The 19,725-nt window shown below is 33.0% G+C and carries 19 protein-coding genes; 2 read left to right on the forward strand and 17 right to left on the reverse strand.

Translation table 11 applies throughout. The features are described from left to right. Positions 1 to 73: 73 nt before the first annotated feature. The 13 genes from VSF34_RS08140 to VSF34_RS08200 form a co-directional block, all read right to left on the reverse strand. Positions 74 to 487 (reverse strand): DUF3284 domain-containing protein, encoded by a 414-nt coding sequence (locus VSF34_RS08140; protein ID WP_326716827.1) that lies wholly within the window; start codon positions 485 to 487, stop codon positions 74 to 76. Between the two features lie 110 nt (positions 488 to 597). Next, the gene (locus tag VSF34_RS08145; RefSeq protein ID WP_326716671.1) at positions 598 to 1,656 is read right to left on the reverse strand and encodes an IS30 family transposase; all 1,059 of its coding nucleotides are present in this window, start codon (positions 1,654 to 1,656) and stop codon (positions 598 to 600) included. Positions 1,657 to 1,726: 70 nt separating this feature from the next. Continuing rightward, positions 1,727 to 1,912 (reverse strand): DUF3188 domain-containing protein, encoded by a 186-nt coding sequence (locus tag VSF34_RS08150; RefSeq protein ID WP_326716828.1) that lies wholly within the window; start codon positions 1,910 to 1,912, stop codon positions 1,727 to 1,729. 46 nt (positions 1,913 to 1,958) lie between these two features. Further along, positions 1,959 to 3,359: a PTS sugar transporter subunit IIC gene (locus VSF34_RS08155; RefSeq protein ID WP_326716829.1), complete on the reverse strand. Its 1,401-nt coding sequence runs from the start codon at positions 3,357 to 3,359 to the stop codon at positions 1,959 to 1,961. Between the two features lie 330 nt (positions 3,360 to 3,689). Then, the gene (locus VSF34_RS08160; protein WP_326716335.1) at positions 3,690 to 4,859 is read right to left on the reverse strand and encodes an IS256 family transposase; all 1,170 of its coding nucleotides are present in this window, start codon (positions 4,857 to 4,859) and stop codon (positions 3,690 to 3,692) included. Between the two features lie 83 nt (positions 4,860 to 4,942). Further along, the gene (locus VSF34_RS08165; RefSeq protein ID WP_326716830.1) at positions 4,943 to 7,600 is read right to left on the reverse strand and encodes a sigma-54-dependent transcriptional regulator; all 2,658 of its coding nucleotides are present in this window, start codon (positions 7,598 to 7,600) and stop codon (positions 4,943 to 4,945) included. A 16-nt stretch (positions 7,601 to 7,616) separates the two neighbouring features. Then, entirely contained in the window at positions 7,617 to 8,906 is a 1,290-nt protein-coding gene (locus tag VSF34_RS08170) for a DEAD/DEAH box helicase (RefSeq protein ID WP_326716831.1), read from the reverse strand. Positions 8,907 to 8,908: 2 nt separating this feature from the next. Continuing rightward, positions 8,909 to 9,937, reverse strand: a complete 1,029-nt coding sequence (locus VSF34_RS08175; RefSeq protein ID WP_326716832.1) for a Gfo/Idh/MocA family protein — start codon at positions 9,935 to 9,937, stop codon at positions 8,909 to 8,911. A gap of 17 nt (positions 9,938 to 9,954) precedes the next feature. After that, positions 9,955 to 10,659 carry a DNA/RNA nuclease SfsA gene (gene sfsA / locus VSF34_RS08180; protein ID WP_326718055.1) on the reverse strand — a complete coding sequence of 235 codons (705 nt, stop codon included), beginning with the start codon at positions 10,657 to 10,659 and terminating at the stop codon, positions 9,955 to 9,957. 270 nt (positions 10,660 to 10,929) lie between these two features. Further along, positions 10,930 to 11,919: a hypothetical protein gene (locus tag VSF34_RS08185; protein WP_326716833.1), complete on the reverse strand. Its 990-nt coding sequence runs from the start codon at positions 11,917 to 11,919 to the stop codon at positions 10,930 to 10,932. A 169-nt stretch (positions 11,920 to 12,088) separates the two neighbouring features. After that, complete coding sequence (locus tag VSF34_RS08190) at positions 12,089 to 12,310, reverse strand: hypothetical protein (RefSeq protein ID WP_326716834.1); 222 nt, start codon at positions 12,308 to 12,310, stop codon at positions 12,089 to 12,091. A gap of 95 nt (positions 12,311 to 12,405) precedes the next feature. After that, complete coding sequence (locus VSF34_RS08195) at positions 12,406 to 13,179, reverse strand: prepilin peptidase (RefSeq protein WP_326716835.1); 774 nt, start codon at positions 13,177 to 13,179, stop codon at positions 12,406 to 12,408. A gap of 108 nt (positions 13,180 to 13,287) precedes the next feature. Beyond that, positions 13,288 to 13,761, reverse strand: a complete 474-nt coding sequence (locus VSF34_RS08200; protein WP_326716836.1) for a pilus assembly FimT family protein — start codon at positions 13,759 to 13,761, stop codon at positions 13,288 to 13,290. A gap of 883 nt (positions 13,762 to 14,644) precedes the next feature. On the opposite strand from VSF34_RS08200, the gene VSF34_RS08205 reads away from it, so the two are divergent. Then, complete coding sequence (locus VSF34_RS08205) at positions 14,645 to 14,860, forward strand: DNA-dependent RNA polymerase subunit epsilon (protein WP_326716837.1); 216 nt, start codon at positions 14,645 to 14,647, stop codon at positions 14,858 to 14,860. A gap of 2 nt (positions 14,861 to 14,862) precedes the next feature. Beyond that, on the forward strand, positions 14,863 to 16,536 hold the full coding sequence (gene rnjA / locus VSF34_RS08210; RefSeq protein ID WP_326718056.1) for a ribonuclease J1: 1,674 nt from the start codon (positions 14,863 to 14,865) through the stop codon (positions 16,534 to 16,536). A gap of 119 nt (positions 16,537 to 16,655) precedes the next feature. Here the strand turns inward: rnjA and VSF34_RS08215 are convergent, their stop codons facing one another. From VSF34_RS08215 to VSF34_RS08230, 4 genes are all read right to left on the reverse strand, one after another. Next, positions 16,656 to 16,856 carry a cold-shock protein gene (locus tag VSF34_RS08215; RefSeq protein ID WP_326716838.1) on the reverse strand — a complete coding sequence of 67 codons (201 nt, stop codon included), beginning with the start codon at positions 16,854 to 16,856 and terminating at the stop codon, positions 16,656 to 16,658. 162 nt (positions 16,857 to 17,018) lie between these two features. Continuing rightward, positions 17,019 to 17,705: a RadC family protein gene (gene radC, locus VSF34_RS08220; RefSeq protein ID WP_326716839.1), complete on the reverse strand. Its 687-nt coding sequence runs from the start codon at positions 17,703 to 17,705 to the stop codon at positions 17,019 to 17,021. Positions 17,706 to 17,756: 51 nt separating this feature from the next. Further along, a complete protein-coding gene (locus VSF34_RS08225) occupies positions 17,757 to 18,422 on the reverse strand; it encodes an HAD family hydrolase (protein ID WP_326716840.1) in 666 nt (221 codons plus the stop codon). Between the two features lie 4 nt (positions 18,423 to 18,426). Further along, entirely contained in the window at positions 18,427 to 19,719 is a 1,293-nt protein-coding gene (locus VSF34_RS08230; RefSeq protein WP_326716841.1) for a bifunctional folylpolyglutamate synthase/dihydrofolate synthase, read from the reverse strand. Positions 19,720 to 19,725 lie beyond the last annotated feature (6 nt).

Here is a 19,725-nt window from a genome sequence, read left to right on the forward strand (position 1 = left end):
TTTTTTTTAGAAACTTTCTTCCTTACATTATATACCTTTTCTTGTATTAAGTACAGGTATATATCTAGTATTTTTAATATGATTGCTCAATTGCATTGAGCATCTGAATAAATCTTTTTTTCTTAAAATAACCTAAAAATATACCAAACATTCTATCATTTATTTTTTGGAGGCTATTACTTGTTAAATTATCCTCTGAGTAAGTTAACTGACATATAGTACTTGATAACTGATTAATTCTATACTGACTAATAAAAGTATTGTTTATCGTTTCTGTTTCAAATTTATATGTTTTATTTTTTTCTATCTCAAGTATGGTAATCTTGGCACGTTTATTTTTCCCAAACTCTTTAACATAACTCAGGTTTTCCAGTTGGCACTCTCTAATAGGTTCTCCTATAGCTTGTTCAACGTCATACCTTACGGAATCGATTATTACTTTGTACAAATAAGCAGATGGTATATTTAGCTCTTTAATGATTTTCATGGTCACCATTATCCTTTTTTTTATTTTTTTTTAAATCTAAATTGCAACATTAAGTTAGCCACTCTGGTAAAAATATCTAAATATCAGTGTTATTTTATTGAACCCCTTACTTACCAACATGTTTTGATCTTTAGATTTTGAATTTCTTCTAAAAATAATGTTGCTGGTTGTCTATAGTCTAAAATTTTACGCGGTAAAAGATTAACTTTTTCAGTAGCCAGTTGTATGAACTGCTTTGAGTAGTGACAGATAGGCGTTCCTTTCGGAACAAATTGCCGTAATAAACCATTATGTCTTTCGTTTGTTCCTCGTTCCCAAGATGAATAAGGGTGAGCAAAGTAGATATCAGTCATTTGTTGCAGAGTATCATCAAGTGAGCTAAATTCACTGCCATTATCAGCAGTAATCGATTGAAATATGCTACTAAATCGGGCTCTTCCAAACTCATATTTTAACTGTTTAATAGCGTAACTAACAGACTCTTCAGTATGATCATCTAGAACAACAGTAATCATGTAGCGAGTTTTTCTTTCAACAAGTGTAAGTAGAGCATTATCATCTTTAGATTTTGAACCAATGACACTGTCTATTTCCCAATGACCAAACTCTTGTCTAGAATCAATTTTGCTAGGTCGTTCATCAATTGATTTTCCAAGAGCTTTTTTATGCTGACGACTTCTTTTCTTTTTAGGTGATAGTCTAACTTTCATCTTGAGATGATGATTTCTGACTGGTAAAAAACCTTTATCAATATAGTTATAAAGTGTCTTAGTAGAAACAATAGGTTTATCCCAAGTCCCTAAAGACTTGATAAAGCCAACAATTGCATCTGGTGACCAATTAAAGTCTATCATTTGTTTACAGGCATAATTAATAAAATCAACAGCACTAACTAGCTTAGATTTCGAACCACAGCGTTTCCTGTTTTCTATGTATTTAGCTTGCCCCGTATCAGCAAAATAGAGTTGTTTAGGTTTCTTATTTTCTTTGATTTGCGTGGTCGTTCCTCGTTTAAGCTCATTACTTATTGTTTGATGGTGTCGGCCTAATCGTCTACCAATTTCTCTATTAGAGTCTCCCATATTATGCCAAACTTCAATAAGCTGCCTTTCCTTTAAGGAAAGATGTTTATAACTAGATGTCTTTGTGTTATTCTTAATTTTCACCATGATAAAAATTCCTTTCGTTGTTGGGTAGTTACTTCAATGATACACGAATTTTTACCATGGTGTTTTTTTATTATTTTAGAGTGGCTAACTTGATTTTACAACTAAGCATTTTTTTTAAAATAAATACTGTTCCAAATATAATAAATGTTACTGCTGTTACAATACTTAATAGATCATATTGTCCAGTTACGGCGTTAGAGCTAAGCAAAAAGATAATTAAACCAATACTTATTAAAAAAAGACCATTCTTACTCATCTGACTTATTCCTACCTTTCATATAATTGTTATCATTACCATTAAATTATCCTTTAATATCTGCTTTATTTGCTGCAATAACAAATGGTGCATAAATAACAAAGGCCGCTATCATAGATACTAAAGTAACAATAGGTGCTCGCCAATCCCCACCGGTTGCTAAAAATGATAATAAAAATGGTGGTGTCACCCAAACAACTGCTTGATTAACTGGGTTTACTAAGCCTGCGACTGTTGCAAAATAACCAATTGATGTTGATACAACAGGTGCTAAAATAAATGGAATAAACATGATTGGATTTAATACAACTGGTAAACCAAACATGATTGGCTCATTAATATTAAAAATACCAGGTCCTAACGATAACTTACCAACTGTTCGGTAATCTGCACGTTTAGAAAAAATTAATATAGCAATGATTAAAACTAGGGTTCCACCATTTCCACCAAACATTGTATAAGCATCAAATGATCCTCTAACCCACATATAACCTTCTTGCTTAACTAGAGTCGCCCCACCATCATTAAATAGATTAATATTAGTTATTTGAGCAACTCCCCACACACCTTCTAATACTGGCGCTAAAATGTTCATACCATGTAAGCCGAAGAACCAAAAAACTTGAATTAAGATTGTAGCTAAAATAACAGCTCCAAATCCTTGTGACATTGCAAGTAAAGGTTTTCCAATAAATTCTTGTACCCAATCAATAAATAACATACCATTTGAAATTTTACCAAATATAAAGTTAAAAATTGCAATAGCATAAAGTGCTGCTGTCGCTGGGATAATAGCTGCAAAAGCTTTAGATACAGCTGGAGGTACTGAATCAGGCATCTTAATTGTGATATTAGCTTGCATTAATTTAGCATAAATAATCGTTGAAATAAACCCTAGAATCATGGCTGTAAAATAAGCATTCCCATCTAGGTGAGACAATTGTAGCCACCCCCACTGTGAAGCTGTTAGCCCCTCAGGTGTTGCTGACCAACCTGCATCTGAAAACTTTTCATTTATTTCATTCATCAGTTGTGCAGATACTGGTGTGTTAATTGTTGTTGTGACAGAGAATGCTATTCCCTGAACAAGTGCTGACAGAGAAACGATTCCCCCTGCTAGTTCATTAACTCCGTATACTTTAGATATATTATAACCTAGAGAAAAAGCAAAAATTAAACCAGCAATAGCTAATGTTCCATTCCATACAAATCCATTAATTGCTATTATCTCTTTTAAGACTGGTATCGTACTAGCATCATACCTTGGAATAAATTGAGTGGGCATATCTCGAATAATAGCATTTATCAACACTGCAATTGAACCTGCCATTGTTGCAGGCATCGCACCTATAAAAGCATCCCTTAAAGCAATTAAATGTCTTTCATTACCAATTTTATCTGCAACTGGTAATAAATATTTTTCAATCCATTGTGTTAACTTATCCATAAATCATCCTCCTTATATTTTGTCCTAAATTTGTTATTTCTTTTATCCCTCCTCTGTTAAATAAAGCAATATCCGTGCCAAAAAAACGCTTACTTTTAAGCGTTTCCTTATGTTTTTAGATTACACACTAACATAAAAAAATACACACTAAAAAAACACAATGTACAGAAGTTTAATTTTTTCAACAAAAGATATTAAACTTCTATACATTGTGTAAACTCATTTAAAACTTTTGACCATTAAGAATGAACATAATTTTTATTGATTCCACGTCTTTATGGTTGCGTCAAGAATTATGTGTAAATGGAAAATCCATTCCATTTTTTTAAGTTAAAACATTGATTCTAATGTATCTTGTATTTCCTTAAATCCTTTATGTACTCTGCCTAAAAATTTTTGGTTATATTCATTGAACTGAGAAACAAGGAATCTCTCCAGAGATTCTTCATTAGGAAATTGTTCTTTTCTCTTTGTATATTTTTTTAACTGTTTATTAAATCCCTCAATCAAGTTAGTTGAGTAGATAGTTCTTCTGATTGATGGTGGGAAGTTATAGAAAGTTAATATAGCAGGATTCAAGAGTAATTTAACTACTCGTGGATACTGCTTTTTCCATTTATCTATCATAAAACTTATTTGATTCATAGCTTCTTCTTTTGAAGCTGCTTGATAAACCAATTTGAAATCATTACAGACTTCTTGTCGATCACTAACACGAACCTTATGAGCAATATTTCTAGAGATATGGACACAACATTGTTGAAATTGAGCATTTGGATAGACACTATGGATACTATCGTGAATACCACTTAAACCATCAGTTACAACTAATAAAACCTCTTCTAAACCACGATCTTTTAAATCTTGAAGTATCTCTTTCCAAACATAAGCAGATTCGGTTGGAGCAATAGTAAATCCTAGAACCTCTTTGGTTCCATCCAATCGAATGCCTATCACAATATAAACGGCTTCTTTTGATACGGTTTGTCTCTTTAAAGGAATATGAGTAGCATCCATAAAAATGACTGAGTATTTAGCTTCTAAAGTTCTTTCTTTAAAAGCCAAAACATCTTCAGATACGATTTTACTCATGTTTGAAATAGTTTGTGGTGTGTAATAATGACCATACATTTTTTCAATTAGATCAGAGATTTCAGACATAGTGATCCCTTTTTTAAATAGCTGAATAATAGTAGTTTCTAAGGAATCATTGGTTCTTTTATAGGCTGGTAATGTTTGTTGGGAAAATTCTCCATTTCTATCTCTAGGAATCACCAAATTTAATTCTCCATATTCTGTTTTAAATGAACGTGAGTAATTCCCATTGCGGGAATTACCTGAATTAAATCCAGCTCTATCATACTTTTCGTAGTCAAGAAACGCTGTTAATTCAGCCTGTAATAATGAGTTGATAGCGAGTTCTAAATGACGACGAAATAAATCATCTAAATCACCTTTATTAATTAGTGTTTCCATTATTTCTGTAGTAAAATGAGTCATGAGAAAGTCCTCCTATAAAATTTCTGTGTCGTAACTTTAATTTTACAGAATGGACTTTCTCTTTTTCTACCCTAAATTTCTATTTACACAAAATATTTTACCCTATCGTCTTTATTTGAAAAGCATATTTCATACTTATCTTCTAAAACTTTTAATTCATTATAAACCATAATGATATCATCGTCTTTTGGGCAGCTTTGTTCTTTTGTTACCTCCCGAATTGATAAATCTACTTTAGATTGTAACAGGTGATTGACTAAAAATATTATATGTAATAAAATACCTTGCTTTACTTCAAAAGATATTCTTATTCCTAAAACATCAATAATACTCTGGATTAAAACTGTAACTTCCTGCTGTAGTTCAGCAATATTACTAATATATTTGAGTTCCTTTTCGATCGATGAGGCTACATGATTTTCCTTAGCAACTATTCTTCTAAATGAATCGATGTGATTATCATTTAATATATCATAAGCTGAAAAAAATGGTATGTTGTTGTACATTACCTTAACTGTCCCAACAACAGCTAGTATGTTATTTTCTTTAGATAAACCTGCTAAGGATGTTAAAAAGTTTCTTTTATTAAAAAATTGTAATTGAATAATTTTGATGCTTTTATCCTGTAACATACCTTGTAATTTATCATTTAATACATTGGCAACCCCTTCTCCTGTAAAACAAGCTACGACAATTACATCATTGTAAGTACCACTGATACTAGCATCAATTACTTCTTCAAACTGACGTTGTATTATTGTTTCAAAAGAAATCTTCAAACTCTTATAAATATCATTTAAACCCTTACCATTACTTGCCATTCTTACAGCCTCCAGCACAACCATCGTAGATGTAAAAGAGACAGTTTTAATTTGTATGTTAGTCTCTCTTGTCAGCATAACTCCTATTCGCTCTAAAGATCCCATATCAGTCAAAATAAGTAATCCTTTACTTAATGAATTCTTTTTTTCTTGTACATACTGTTTAATCTGCTCGTATATTTGGGTTGGTTCCATTGATAGTGGCATATTAAAAGCAACACCATCACTAACTCCTAATAGCTCTTGAACTGCTTCTAACATACTAGTTGCAGTGGACTTACCATGCATTAGTAATAGAATATTTACTTTGTCTTGATGAATAACTGAATTCTCGCTCAAATTTGTTGTTAAAAACATGGTCATAAATCCTATTTCATCAAATGGTATATCAATATCAAATTTTTTTTCAATCATACTTGATAATTCAATTGCTAACTGAAATTCTCTTAAATATTTTTTTCTTATCTCATTTAAATTAGGATGATTTATCGTTTGATTCTTATTTATTCTTTCCACGGTACTCTGTAAATGTAGTGCAAATGTAAACTTAGCTTTATCATTAAATATTCTCCCCAATTTTTCTTCTGCAATTAAATAAACTTCTTCTGCAATCTCCCAACACTCTGCTTGCACCAAATTTTGATGAATATCATTTCGAGAGAGTTCATCTACGTATACATCAAAATACTGATTAAGATTTTTTTTAATTAAATGCTCTAAGTCAATCGGCTGATTGCCATCTAGATTCTGACTAGTCACCTCATCATCAATTGTATTGTAGACATCCATATCTTTAGTGACATCTTGACGCCAGACAACTGTCGCTTGGCCAGGATAGTATATGACCTCTTCGTCAAAATGTTCCATAGTGGCATTAAATTTTTCGGGTAATTCCTTAATATGTAGTAAACCTTTTTGAATAGTTAGTGGCAAATCTGATACGCCAATACTTAAATGCTTAGCATCAGTTGTTCGGTAATGTAGAAAGGACTTAGCACAAACTGATTTTAAATCACGTTTCATTTGGCCTATATTACCAGTGGTTTTATATAAAATAAAAGCTAAAATTGCTTCTCTTTCAATATGGATTGGTGTACTGAGTCTATTTGCTTCTTGAGATAAAAATAAAGAGATAATGTCATAACGCTCTTCTAGTGTACGCTCTTGGAGAGAAGGTAGAGTGATGAACATTGGAATTCGTCTTTTAAACGTATCTAGAAATAATTCCTCCTTTTCAGTTGTCGCACCAATAATTTGCACGGTAGCTTGATATGTATCTTTATTTTCACCAAGAGGGCGATACGTGCCTTTGTCAATAAATGTGAATAACATCTCTTGACCTTCTGGTGGCAAGCGGTGAATTTCATCTAAAAACAAAACACCACCATCTGCCTTAGCGATTAATCCTAATTTATCCTCATCAGCCCCTGTAAAAGCCCCTTGCTTCACACCAAATATATGTCCAAATAATAGTTGAGGATTTTGGGCATAGTCAGCACAATTAAATGATACAAATGGAGCATCTGGTGTAAGACTATCAGATGATAATCCAAACTCATACATACACTCCGCAAACATCGATTTCCCTGTACCAGATTCACCAAAAATGAGAGCATGCAGACCATTAGGTGGGTATAGCATAGCTGCTTTTCCTTGTTTTATGGAAACTACTAATGATTCATTTTTCCCAACTAAAGAATCAAATGTCACCAAATCTTCCTGTGTTACTTGCTTTTTATCTACAGAATAAAGAACAGGGCGCCCATCTGTACGATTGACGACCCCATCTTTGTATAATTCTGTTAGATAACGACTCACATTGCTTCTATCTATCCCTAATTGTTCTGATATATAGGTAGCATCGACTAAACTATCAGATATCTTAATCAAATTTAGTACTTGTTGTTTTCGACTCGTCATCTCCTCACTCCTCACATTATGACTTCCATTTTGCCCCTTTATTTTTTTGTTTCTTCACTCTATTTTTCTTTTTGATTTTTTTTGGAGGTTCTGTATTAGATTTACGAGCTGGTTTTTGCATAGCTTTTTTTACTTTTGGTACAAATACTTCTTTGATTTCTTCTTTTTCTTCTTCGATAACATCTGGTTTTTCTTCCAATAACTTTCCATGACTGGCAAATAATTCTACACCAACAACATCTAGTTCTTTGTATTCCTTATTAATAAAACGGCGATCTGTATCGTTAATTAAACTAATCACAGTACCTGGTTTACCCATACGTCCCACACGTCCTGCACGATGAATGTAACCTGATGTGTCACGAGCTAAGTCATATTGTACAACATATTCTAAATTTGAAAAATCAAGACCTCTTGCACCTAAGTCTGTCGTCAACAACAAAGGTGTGTGTCCATTTTCAAAATCATGAATCGCACGTTTTCGTTCAACTTGATGCTGATCTGAAGCCAGTGTTTGGTGATCAATACCTAAAAATTCTAGCCTATCTGAAACAGTACCTAACTCTCCTAATTGGTTAAAGAAAACTAACCCTTTAAATCCTTCAACATGAGCTAATCGACGTAGCACTTCTGTTCTTTTTCTATTAGGTGTGATAATAAATCCATGAGTTATCAAACCTTTTGATGTGTCTTCATTTGTCACATCAATGACAGTTGGTTCTTGCCTAAATAATGTATCTAACTCTGGTAAGATTCGCTCACCTGTTGCTGAGACGGCTACAATTTGCGTATCAGCCATCACACTTTTAATAATACCTTTTGTCGCATTAAAATCTGTGTCTGCGACTAAATCATCTACCTCATCTAAAACTAGCGTTTGAATTAGATGACTTTTAATTTTCTTCACCTTAATCAACTCTAACACACGTCCCGGTGTACCAATGATTATTTCTGGCCGTTTTTTCAAGCGGTCTAGTTGTCTTTTAACATTTGCCCCGCCCAGAACAATTTGAACATTTAAATCAAGCGGCTTCGCCCATTCACGTGTTACCTCTGCCACTTGACTGGCTAATTCTTGTGAAGGTAAAATCACTAAGACTTGATTACCCTCACCCTTAATCACTCGTTGTAATAAGGGTAAGATAAAGGCTAATGTTTTCCCAGATCCTGTTGGAGAAATCCCTAAAACACTCTCTCCTTCTGTGATTAAAGGATATAGAGATGTTTGAATTATAGATGGATCTTTAAATTTCTTCTCTTCCCATTTCTCTTGCCACTCTTTTGGATATAATTCAACTATACTCATATTTAACCCCTAATTTCTTTTTTATCAGCATCAAAGACAATTCCAGAATCTTTTCTCATTTTATTCATCAATTCATGAACATCTCTTGATAATTGAATCCAGTCTTGATACTGTTTATTTTTTTCTACATTCATTGGATTTTTTATCACTTCAGCAAAAGCTAAAGCTTCTTCATACATATCAACTTCACTAACATCTGTACCAAAATTGATTTCTTGAATATCTCCGTTATCGCGTTTCTTTTGTACAATCTTACCAATACTATTTATGGCATCTAAACAAAGTGTGCTATCACTTAAATAAATTTCAGATGGCAGATAACTTTCAGTATGTTTACCAGTATTCATTGTCACATCAAAACCTGGATAACGTAAAATCATCGTCCCAATAACATCCACACCATTTGGTAATTGGTTGTTAAAATAAAAGGCCTCTTCTGGCATGCCAAACCAGCCCACAGCTGCATAAACTAAGTAAACACCTAAATCCATTATAGCCCCACCTGAAAATTTCGGTGAAAAGATATTAGGTTCTTCACCTCTTAAAACAGCATCATAGCGTGATGAATATTTTCTAAAAGAAAGATTAGCACCTAATATGTCATCTCTATTTTTCAAAAATGAAGCAACTCTTTGGAAATTTTCTTCATGGATATGTCTAGCAGCTTCAAAGAAAAAGACTTCTTTTTCTTCTGATAACTCGATTAAATCATCTAATTCCTCAACTGTTGATACTGCTGGTTTTTCCACTATCACATTTTTTCCAGCAGACATTAATTGTCTTGCCTGTTCATAATGTAAACTGTTTGGTGAAGCGATATAAACCACATCTAAGTCTGCCATAGCACATAATTCTGATAAGTCTGTCATTAAAGCAATATTCTCTTGGTTTTCATATTTACTCGCAAATTTCTCAGCTTTTCCTAGTTGTCTTGAATACACTGCTCTTAATTCATATTGACCAGTAGCAAGAGCTGCATTAACAAATGAATGCGTAATCCAGCTTGTCCCAATAATTCCTAATTTTAACATGTTTATCAACCTTTCTTTTATCTAAATGGTTTCTCTTCAATTATTGTCACTGTACTAGGAGTCACATGGCAATTATAAATTGTCACAAAAAGATTATCTTGTTTTTGTCCAAGAGCAATCACACTAGCCAGTTCTGGTTGTATCTCCTCGTTAATCTGTCCGTATTTAATAGTTTCAAACTGAGCGATAAAAATGACACCTACTTTAAAACCTTCTTTACTTGCTTGAAGTAACCCCTCCACATGTTTTAATCCTCTAAGTGTCGGAGCATCTGGGAAATAGCCAATCTCATCATGCTCTAAGGTCATCCCTTTCACTTCTACCAATATTTTCTCATCTCTATCTGTTTCGATAAAAAAATCGAACCTAGACTCACCATATGTGTACTCCGGCTGGATATTTATGACGTTTCCCTTTATTTGAGACAAAGTAATCACGCCGTCACGTAACCCTTGTAACACTAATTTATTTGGTAGTTGACTATCAATATTAAACCAAGCACCTTGTTTATTGACTGCAACTAAATCATAATGAGTCTTTCTGTGACTAAAGGGCTGGTGATTGACAGCTACTAACACACCAGGAATCAATAATTCTTGACAACGACCTGTGTTTTTCACATGAACACGAATCACTTCTCCGTCATTCTTCTCACACGAGGCAATAAAACGATTTGGTCTTTCTAAAAAGGTGACTAATTGGATCGATTCATAAGTTTTCATCACGATAGACTCACCCCCTCATCTCTATTTAAAATTATATCATTTTTATCAGGTAGATGGTATGTTTATACCATTTATCTATAAAAGAAGAGACTGACTTTTCTAGTCAGTCCCTGTCTTTGATTTTGTATCATCTTAAAGAGATAATTTACTCCTTACTTAACCTACGTGCTAGTAAGCAACCTAGACTAATTATGACAACTAAAAGATATTCAGAAGAATTTAAACAATCAATGATTTCTCTTATCATATTGACTCCTCTAAGTCCTTTTATTCTCCTGCTTGACTACGCTTTTTACGCTTTGTCTTACTCTTAAACTCTTTTAATTCATCTTCTACAGAGTCTAATCGGCGCTGCATGACTTCTGTTAATCGTTGATTTTCTTCTAAGTAATTAACTAATTCTGCCTCTTCAGATGTTTCAAGTTCCACATCAGTATCATCATATTCTTTAATAGAAAAATCAAAGTGTTGTTGGTTTTTCAGCTCATTAACTAAAATAGTTAAATTTTCAATTTCTGCTTGGTAATCTTTCATTAATTTCTGATTACCTTGTAATGCTTCTCTTAATACCATAACTTCCTCATTTGCCAAAGCTAGTTCTTTAACAGCTAATTCTGTTTCAATCATTTGCTTAGCATCTACTACTTCGATTAACTCTTTTTGAGTATCTATTTGCTTGGTTAGATCTTCATTTTCTAATTTTAAAGACTGTGTATACCTTGTCATTTGCTCTAGAGCTTTATCTGTTTTTTTCTTAATGACCATTAATTGATTAATGTACTCAGATTGTTCTGAGATAATTTCTCTTAGTCGCTCATTTTCATCTTCTGGGTTTTCTTCCTCAACGACTATTAATTTTTCTTCGATTTTGACATCTTGTTTTTTTAATTTTGGATAGCTTTTCTTTTCTTTCTTTTTCGAACGAGTTTTCTTTGGCACTACTTTAGTGATGATTTCTTCTTCTACGTACTCATCGTCATAACTGTCATCCTCATAGTCATAGTCGTAATCATCATCGTCTTCATATTCATATTCGTATGCATACTCATACTCATACTCATATTTTTCTCCTTCTTTACGGTTGAAAAAATTAAATTTTGATAGCCCCATACCATAACACCTTCCTATTTCTAAATATTTGTCATACCAATTCAGTAGTTCTGACCTGTTCTTGATATGAATCATTTCTACATGAAAACCATATAGAAAATATTCTAACTCTATTCTATCGTGTTCTGATTGTTTATTCCACTTCATTAAGTAAATAAGTTGAGAAAAATAATGTTTTTTCTTCGAACCAGTTAAGCTAATCTTTAACGAAACGGCTATTTTCACTAATATGACTTGGCGGACATATAAAAGCAGGTCATAAAAATAACAATATCAATCAATGATATTGGTCCTTTTATCATGGGGAATATCACCATTAGCCTTGAACAGCATCATACATCGCAAACATAGGTAACATAATAGCTGCGACAATATTGACATCTTGTTCTGTTTTCATTGTATGATTATTTTTTTTATGACGTTTTTTCTTTTTAACATCAGCTTCCTCTTCTTCCGTGATAATAGTAGAAGATTGAATAGATAAAATATCAAAAGTTGGATTATCAAAAGGGACTTGAATGCTCTCTCCTAACTCCATAAAAATATGTGCCTTCATTTTTTTAGGATGATTCTCTATTTTAATTAGAACCTGTTGGACTAACAAAATTATTCATGTTTCCTCCTTAAATGTATCTAGCTCAAAGCTAGTAGTAACTGATTTAATTGACCTGATAAAAAGAAATATGTCATTAGTCCGCCAATGGCTAAAAAAGGGCCAAAAGGAATCTTTTTCCCTTTCTTGACTGCAAGTCCTGAAAAAATTGCATAAAACAGACCAATAAATGAAGCTAATACTAAAGTAGCTATAGCGCCTGCTGCACCTACAAATACACCAATAACAGCTAATAGCTTAATATCACCACCACCCATACCATCTTCACTAAAGTAGCCAAGTAAAAACATCACACCAAAACCAACGACAAAACCAAGTAATGGGTTAAACCACCAATTAACTGTTTGAGAAACAATAAAACGTTCAATTAACCCTGTAATTAAAAAGGGTAATAACACAATATTAGGTATTTTATGCTCTTCCATGTCACTAACCGTGATTGTTAGTAACAAGTAATAAAACGTCAGTCCAACAATCGCTTCTTTTGAAAAAGCTAGTAAGAAACATGTACTCATCATTGCAAGACCTGAAATAATTTCTAATACAACGTATTTAACTGGAATTTTCGCCTGACATTTAGAGCATTTTCCTCTTAAGGTAACCCATGATACAACAGGTATTAACTCATAAAATTTCAACTCATGTTGACAATGGTTACAATGTGACCTTGGTGTGACAATTGACTCTTTTCTGGCTGTTCTAGATCCAACTAAAATAAAGAAAGATCCTAAACAAGCACCTAATACAAATAATAAACCGTAAATTAATACGTAATCCCATGTGGATATAGTCATTTTTCTCCTCGTTTCTTATAGCTAACAAGATTAGGATTCGACAAGTTTTTCAGTGGAATCTGTCAAATCCTAATCAACATGTCTTTGTGTTTTGATTTTAAGTTTTAATTAGTTACTTAATTCTGTTGTTTCACTACCTACACCATCTTTAAATAATTGGCCTCTTGTTAAGCCACCAGCTTGGTTTTCAGTAATAGTTTGTTCTATATTTTTCTTTTTACCAGCTTGTAAAACTTCAGCAGGTAAGCTAACAGAAATAATATCTCTTTCATCTTTGTTAAATTTAATTTCAGCTTTTTTATCTGTGAAAGTAATAGCTTTAATTGATCCTTCTTCTTCAAATTTAGATAATGGTGTGTCCTCTACATTTAAACCTTCTGTAGTATCAATATCATAAAGATTAGCTGACGCTAACATTTGTTGAACGTTTGATACTTGGGCATCTTCACGTGTTCTTTGGATAACTCTTGAGATAGATACGACAGCGATACCTGCGATAATTGCCATAATAACTACAACTGCTAATAATTCGACTAATGTTAAACCTTCTTCGTCTTTCATCACTTGTTTAAACTTGTTCATGTCTGTCATTCTCCTCTTTTTTTGGTCCTTTAAATACTCAATCGGCTCTTTTGAAAAAAACAAATCGTTTTAAAAACATATAATTTGTGAACAACGTTATAAAGCAATCTAACTCCTTCAAAACAGACTATTGTTTGGTATCAAAAGGTTATAGTATACAGAAATGAAACGTCTTCCTCCAACACTTATAACTAGGCCTAGTTAATAAACATTTCCGTAACACATAGTAGTATATTATAAAAAAAAATATTAATAAAGATTTTTTTAATCGATTTATTTATTTCCGTCTGTTATGTTTTTAGTTTGCCATATTTTTCACGATGTCACACTTAATAGCGACATCTCTAGCTTGTTATTTTTATTAAGAAAAGCTTAAGAAAAACATATTCTTAAGCTTTTCTTAATGGTTATTTAATATTTACATCTTCTTATTTTTTTCAAAAAAATTATAACTTTAAATAAAAAAAGAGAATTTTTTCATAATCTCATTTTTTAATAAATATACCTTAAATCAAATTAATAAGTTACTTTAAAGTGTTCTTTAGTCGTTAGTTTTTAAGTCTTATACTCTATACTTATTTTTTCTGTGATATCATTACTACAGCCTATTAAACGACTGGTCTTCCTAGAGTATTTAGGTATTGTTTCTATACAAGTTTTCTCAATTATGATAGAATAGTACTAATGTAGGAGAACACAACTCCAAAACAAGACGGTGAAAAGATAGACATTCGTGGAATACAACTAGATTCCATGTCGACTTAAGAAAATTTTTTTCAGTCGACCATCTTATTGTAAGGTGCATGGGCACCTAAGTTTGTTGTGTTTACAAATAAAATAACCAAAAACTATTATTGAAATAGATATATAAAGGAGAATGTATATGATTTATAAAGTATATTATCAAGAGGACAAAAAACTAAGCCCACAAAGGGAAAAAACAAAATCTCTTTACATCGAATCTGATTCTGATGTGACAGCAAGACGAGTTATTGATGAAAACACAAATTACAATATCGAGCTTATTCAACCCCTAGAAGGTAATCACCTAGATTACGAAAAAGAAAATGCTGATTTTAAACTTGTGGAGTTTAATTAATGATGAAACCTCAAATAAAAAATAACGAAACTGGTGTTTTCGGTATTGGAGGACTAGGGGAAATCGGTAAAAATACTTACGGGGTTCAATTTCAAGATGAAATCATCTTAATTGATGCTGGGATTAAGTTTCCAGAAGACGACCTATTAGGTATCGATTATGTCATTCCAGATTACCAATATATTATAAAAAACATCAAAAAAGTAAAAGCACTTGTTATCACTCATGGTCATGAGGATCATATTGGTGGGATTCCGTTTTTACTACGCCAAGCTAATATTCCAATTTACGCCGGGCCTCTTGCTTTGGCTTTAATTCGTAATAAGCTTGATGAACATGGTCTACTTCGTGATGCTGAACTACATGAAATTAATGAAGATTCCGTTATTAAATTTCGTAAAACATCTGTCAGCTTCTTTAGAACAACTCATAGTATTCCTGAGGCCAATGGTGTCGTCGTTAAAACGCCATCAGGTAACATTGTTTATTCAGGAGATTTCAAGTTTGACTTTACACCAGTAGGTAAACCAGCTGACTTACATAAAATGGCAAAACTTGGTGAAGAAGGTGTCTTGTGTTTACTATCTGATAGCACTAATGCAGAAGTCACAGAATTTACTAAATCAGAAAAAGTCATTGGTGAGTCCATTTTAAAAATCATTGAAAAAGTAGAGGGACGTGTCATATTTGCAACATTTGCCTCAAATATTTTTAGATTACAACAAACAGCTGAAGCTGCTGTTAAAACTGGACGAAAAATTGCTGTTTTTGGTCGTAGCATGGAAAATGCAATTGTCAACGGCCGTGAATTAGGACACATTAATGTTCCTGATGATACGTTTATTGATGCTCGTGAGATTAATCAATACCCTGCTAATGAAGTGATGATTTTATGTACCGGCTCTCAAGGTGAACCAATGGCTGCTCTAAGCCGCATTTCTAATGGTACTCACCGCCAAATCTCAATTCAACCTGATGATACGGTTATTTTCTCTAGCTCACCAATTCCTGGTAACACAGCAAGTGTGAATCGTTTGATTAACTTATTATCTGAAGCAGGTGCTAATGTGATTCATGGTAAAGTTAATAACATCCATACATCTGGTCATGGTGGACAACAAGAACAAATGCTACTACTACGCTTATTACAACCAAAATACTTCGTACCAGTTCACGGAGAGTATCGTATGCTTAATGTACATGCAAAATCAGCACAAGCAACTGGTATTCCTAAAGAAAATTGCTTTATTTTAGAAAACGGAGACGTCTTAGCACTAACCGCTGATTCAGCTAGAATTGCTGGTCACTTTAATGCTGATGATATTTATGTTGATGGTAGTGGTATTGGTGATATTGGTAATATCGTCTTAAAGGATCGCCGCATATTATCAGAAGATGGATTGGTTTTAGCTGTGGTTACAGTTGATTACACAACACAAACTATTGTTGCTGGTCCAGATATTTTATCTCGCGGGTTTATCTATATGCGTGAGTCTGGGGAATTAATTCAAAAAACACAAAAATTATTATTTAATGCTATTCGCAAAGGTTTAAAAGAACCTCATTGTGATGAAATGTTATTAAGTGAGATTATTGTAAACACCGTTCAGCCATTTTTAGTAGAACAAACTGAACGTCACCCAATGATTTTACCAATGGTACTTGAAACAAAATAGAAAATAAAACGGGGTAGGCCTTTTGAGCCTACCCTGTTTTATTTTGATTTTTTACTATGATAACATATGAAAAAAGGAATCGCTGAATTTCAGCGATTCCTTTTGATTATCGATTTAAATTAAGCTTTTGTTACGTTAGCAGCTTGAGGTCCACGATCTGTTTCTTCGATTTCGAATTCTACAGGTTGGCCTTCTTCTAATGTTTTAAATCCGTCACCATCAATAGCTGAGAAGTGTACGAATACATCATTTCCATCTTCTTGTTCGATAAATCCAAATCCTTTTTCTGCGTTAAACCATTTTACTTTTCCTTGAGCCATTGTTATATCCTCCTCGTGCCTAAGCACATGATAATTTTTGTAATACTTGCCTTCAGTCGATAGAGGGTATTATATACAACATCTATTGAGTTTCAAAACAACATTACAGAATAAGTATAGCGCAAGTTTACCATAAGTGCAAGTGCAAACCCTTTCTATTCCTTAAAGTAAGGATTCTTCTTTAAAGCTAACGTACGTGTTTTCCCCAATAACTAAATGATCTAAGACATCAATGCCCATCAATTTCCCACAATCCACCATCCGCTTTGTAAATTCTAAATCTTGAGGAGAAGGAGTGGGATCTCCTGATGGGTGATTATGAACTAAAATAATCCGAAAGGCAGAAAGTCTCACAGCTAAATGAAATATCTCTCTTGGATGAGCAATAGATTGACTTAGTGTTCCAATAAAGATTGTCTCTTTTCGGATGATTTGATACTTTACATCTAAGTAAAGCACAACAAAATGTTCCTGAGTCATCCCTCTCATCTCTTCAATTAATTGATGGCCTAAGCTCAGACTAGAACTAATATTTCCAAACTTTTTTTGTGAAATCCCTGCTAATCGTTTGCCTAATTCTACAGTGGCTTTTAATTGAATTGCTTTAGCTTCACCAATCCCCTTAATATTCACTAATTCCTCTACATGTGCATTTTTTAAACCATATAGTCCGTCACATTCTTCTAAAACTTGTTGAGATAGCTCTAAGACAGGCATAGATTTATAGCCAGATTGTAAGATAATTGCTAATAACTCTTCGTTTGATAAAGAATCTGCCCCTAAATTTACTAGGCGCTCTCTTGGTTTATAATGATCTATTAATAATAACTCCTGAGATGTATTTTTCACAAAAAAACCTCCTTCTACGCTATAAATATACGCAACAGGAAGTTTATTTATTTAAACTGATTTCACAAAATCTAACACACTAAATAAATCTGGACAAACACTAAAAGCTTTTTCTTCTACTTCAGCATCAGGAGCAATCAAATCTGGTACCATAATAACAGGCACACCAGCACAGTAGGACGCTCTAATACCATTTAGAGAATCTTCAAGCATCACTGTCTCATCTTTTTTCGTCCCTAACATCTCAACTGCTTTTTCAACAATTTCAGGATTAGGTTTAGCATGTTCTACATCATCCCCACTGACAATCCCTTTAAATAAATGAGTCATATTAGCTTTTTCTAAAAGTAAGTCAATTGCCACACGCTTATTACTAGAACAAATAACACAAGGAATATCATGGTCATTTAAATAAGTTAATAATTCCATAATACCTGGTTTCAAAGGTGCTCCTTGCTCATTAAATTCTTTCCAAATAGCCTCACGACTATCTTCGAAAAAGGCATCAATATCTTCTTGACCCACATGTTTAAAATCTTTTAAATATTTTTGATAAACGGCTGCTTCACCTAATCCGACTTCTGATAAGTAATAATCAGCATCATAACCTGTCATATTATATTTTTTTGATGTTTCAATATTTTGTCTAGAATAAACTGACTCTGTATCAAATACTAACCCATCCATATCAAAAATAACGCCACTTACTTTTTTCAAATTCTTATCCTCCTAATAATGTTTGTCTCACTTGAGAAATAAAATAAAGGGAGCCTGTCATTAAAACCAAGTCATCACCTTCAACCTCAGATAACACAGCAATAAGTGCTTGTTCCCAGTGATTATAAGATTTTATCCCTATTGCTTCGTAATCTGTTTGCTTCATTGCTTTTGGAAAATCAAATGTTATCACTTTAAGATTCACCTGTTTAACTTCTTCAAGTTTTTGCAGCATCCCTAGAACATTTTTTGTCCCTAGAGCACCAAAGATAATATGAACTCTTTTATCTTTAAATTCTGTTTTTAAATTATCTACTAATACATCAATAGCAGCTTCATTATGGGCTCCGTCAAGAACAATTAAAGGCTCATCAGATACCTTCTCCATTCGACCTGGCCAACTTGCTTTAGATAAACCTATTTGATAATCCCTATTTCTTACTGGTAAATAAAGCATTTGACTTAATAAAGTAAATACTTCAATAGCTACACTCGCATTATCTATTTGATGTTTACCTTGGAGCGGAATATGAATCTCTTTCAAACTTAACTCTTGAGATTTGTACTCAAATACTTCTCCCCAACTTATAGGAACAGAACGTTTTCGGCCTACAAAATCAACACCTAGACGTTTAATAACAGAGTGTTTCTCACTAGCTATACTAGCTATTTCAAAAAAAGCCTCATCACTGACTTTTCCAACTACAACTGGGACATGAGATTTAATGATTCCAGCTTTTTGATAAGCGATTTCTTTGATAGTATGACCTAATATATCCATGTGATCCATTCCAATTGTTGTGATGACAGAAATAAGGGGTATTATCACATTTGTTGCATCATATAGACCACCTAGACCAACCTCAACTAGTACAATATCTACTTCTTTTTGTTTAAAATATAATAGCATCATAGCCGTTAATATTTCAAATTCAACTGTATTAAATAATACCTCATCTCGATCCATCTCTTCGACAATCGGAATCACCTGTTTAGCTAAAGCAACTAAATCCTCATCTGGTATCTCTTTACCATTGATTGCAATACGCTCATTAAATGATTCAATGTAAGGTGAGGTAAAGGTTCCAACTTTTAACCCTTGCTCTTCAAGTAAGCAACGTAAAAAAGTCGTTGTCGAACCTTTTCCATTTGTTCCTGCAATATGAACCATTTTAAGTGACGTCTGGGGGTTACCAAGTCTATTTAGTAACTCTTCTACCCGAATCAACCCTGGTCTGATACCAAATTTTAATCTGTCATGTATCCAAGCCACTACGTCCTCATACTCATAAGTCAATCTGCT

Origin of the sequence: Vagococcus jeotgali (genome assembly GCF_035918315.1) — a bacterium.
Lineage (GTDB): Bacteria > Bacillota > Bacilli > Lactobacillales > Vagococcaceae > Vagococcus > Vagococcus jeotgali.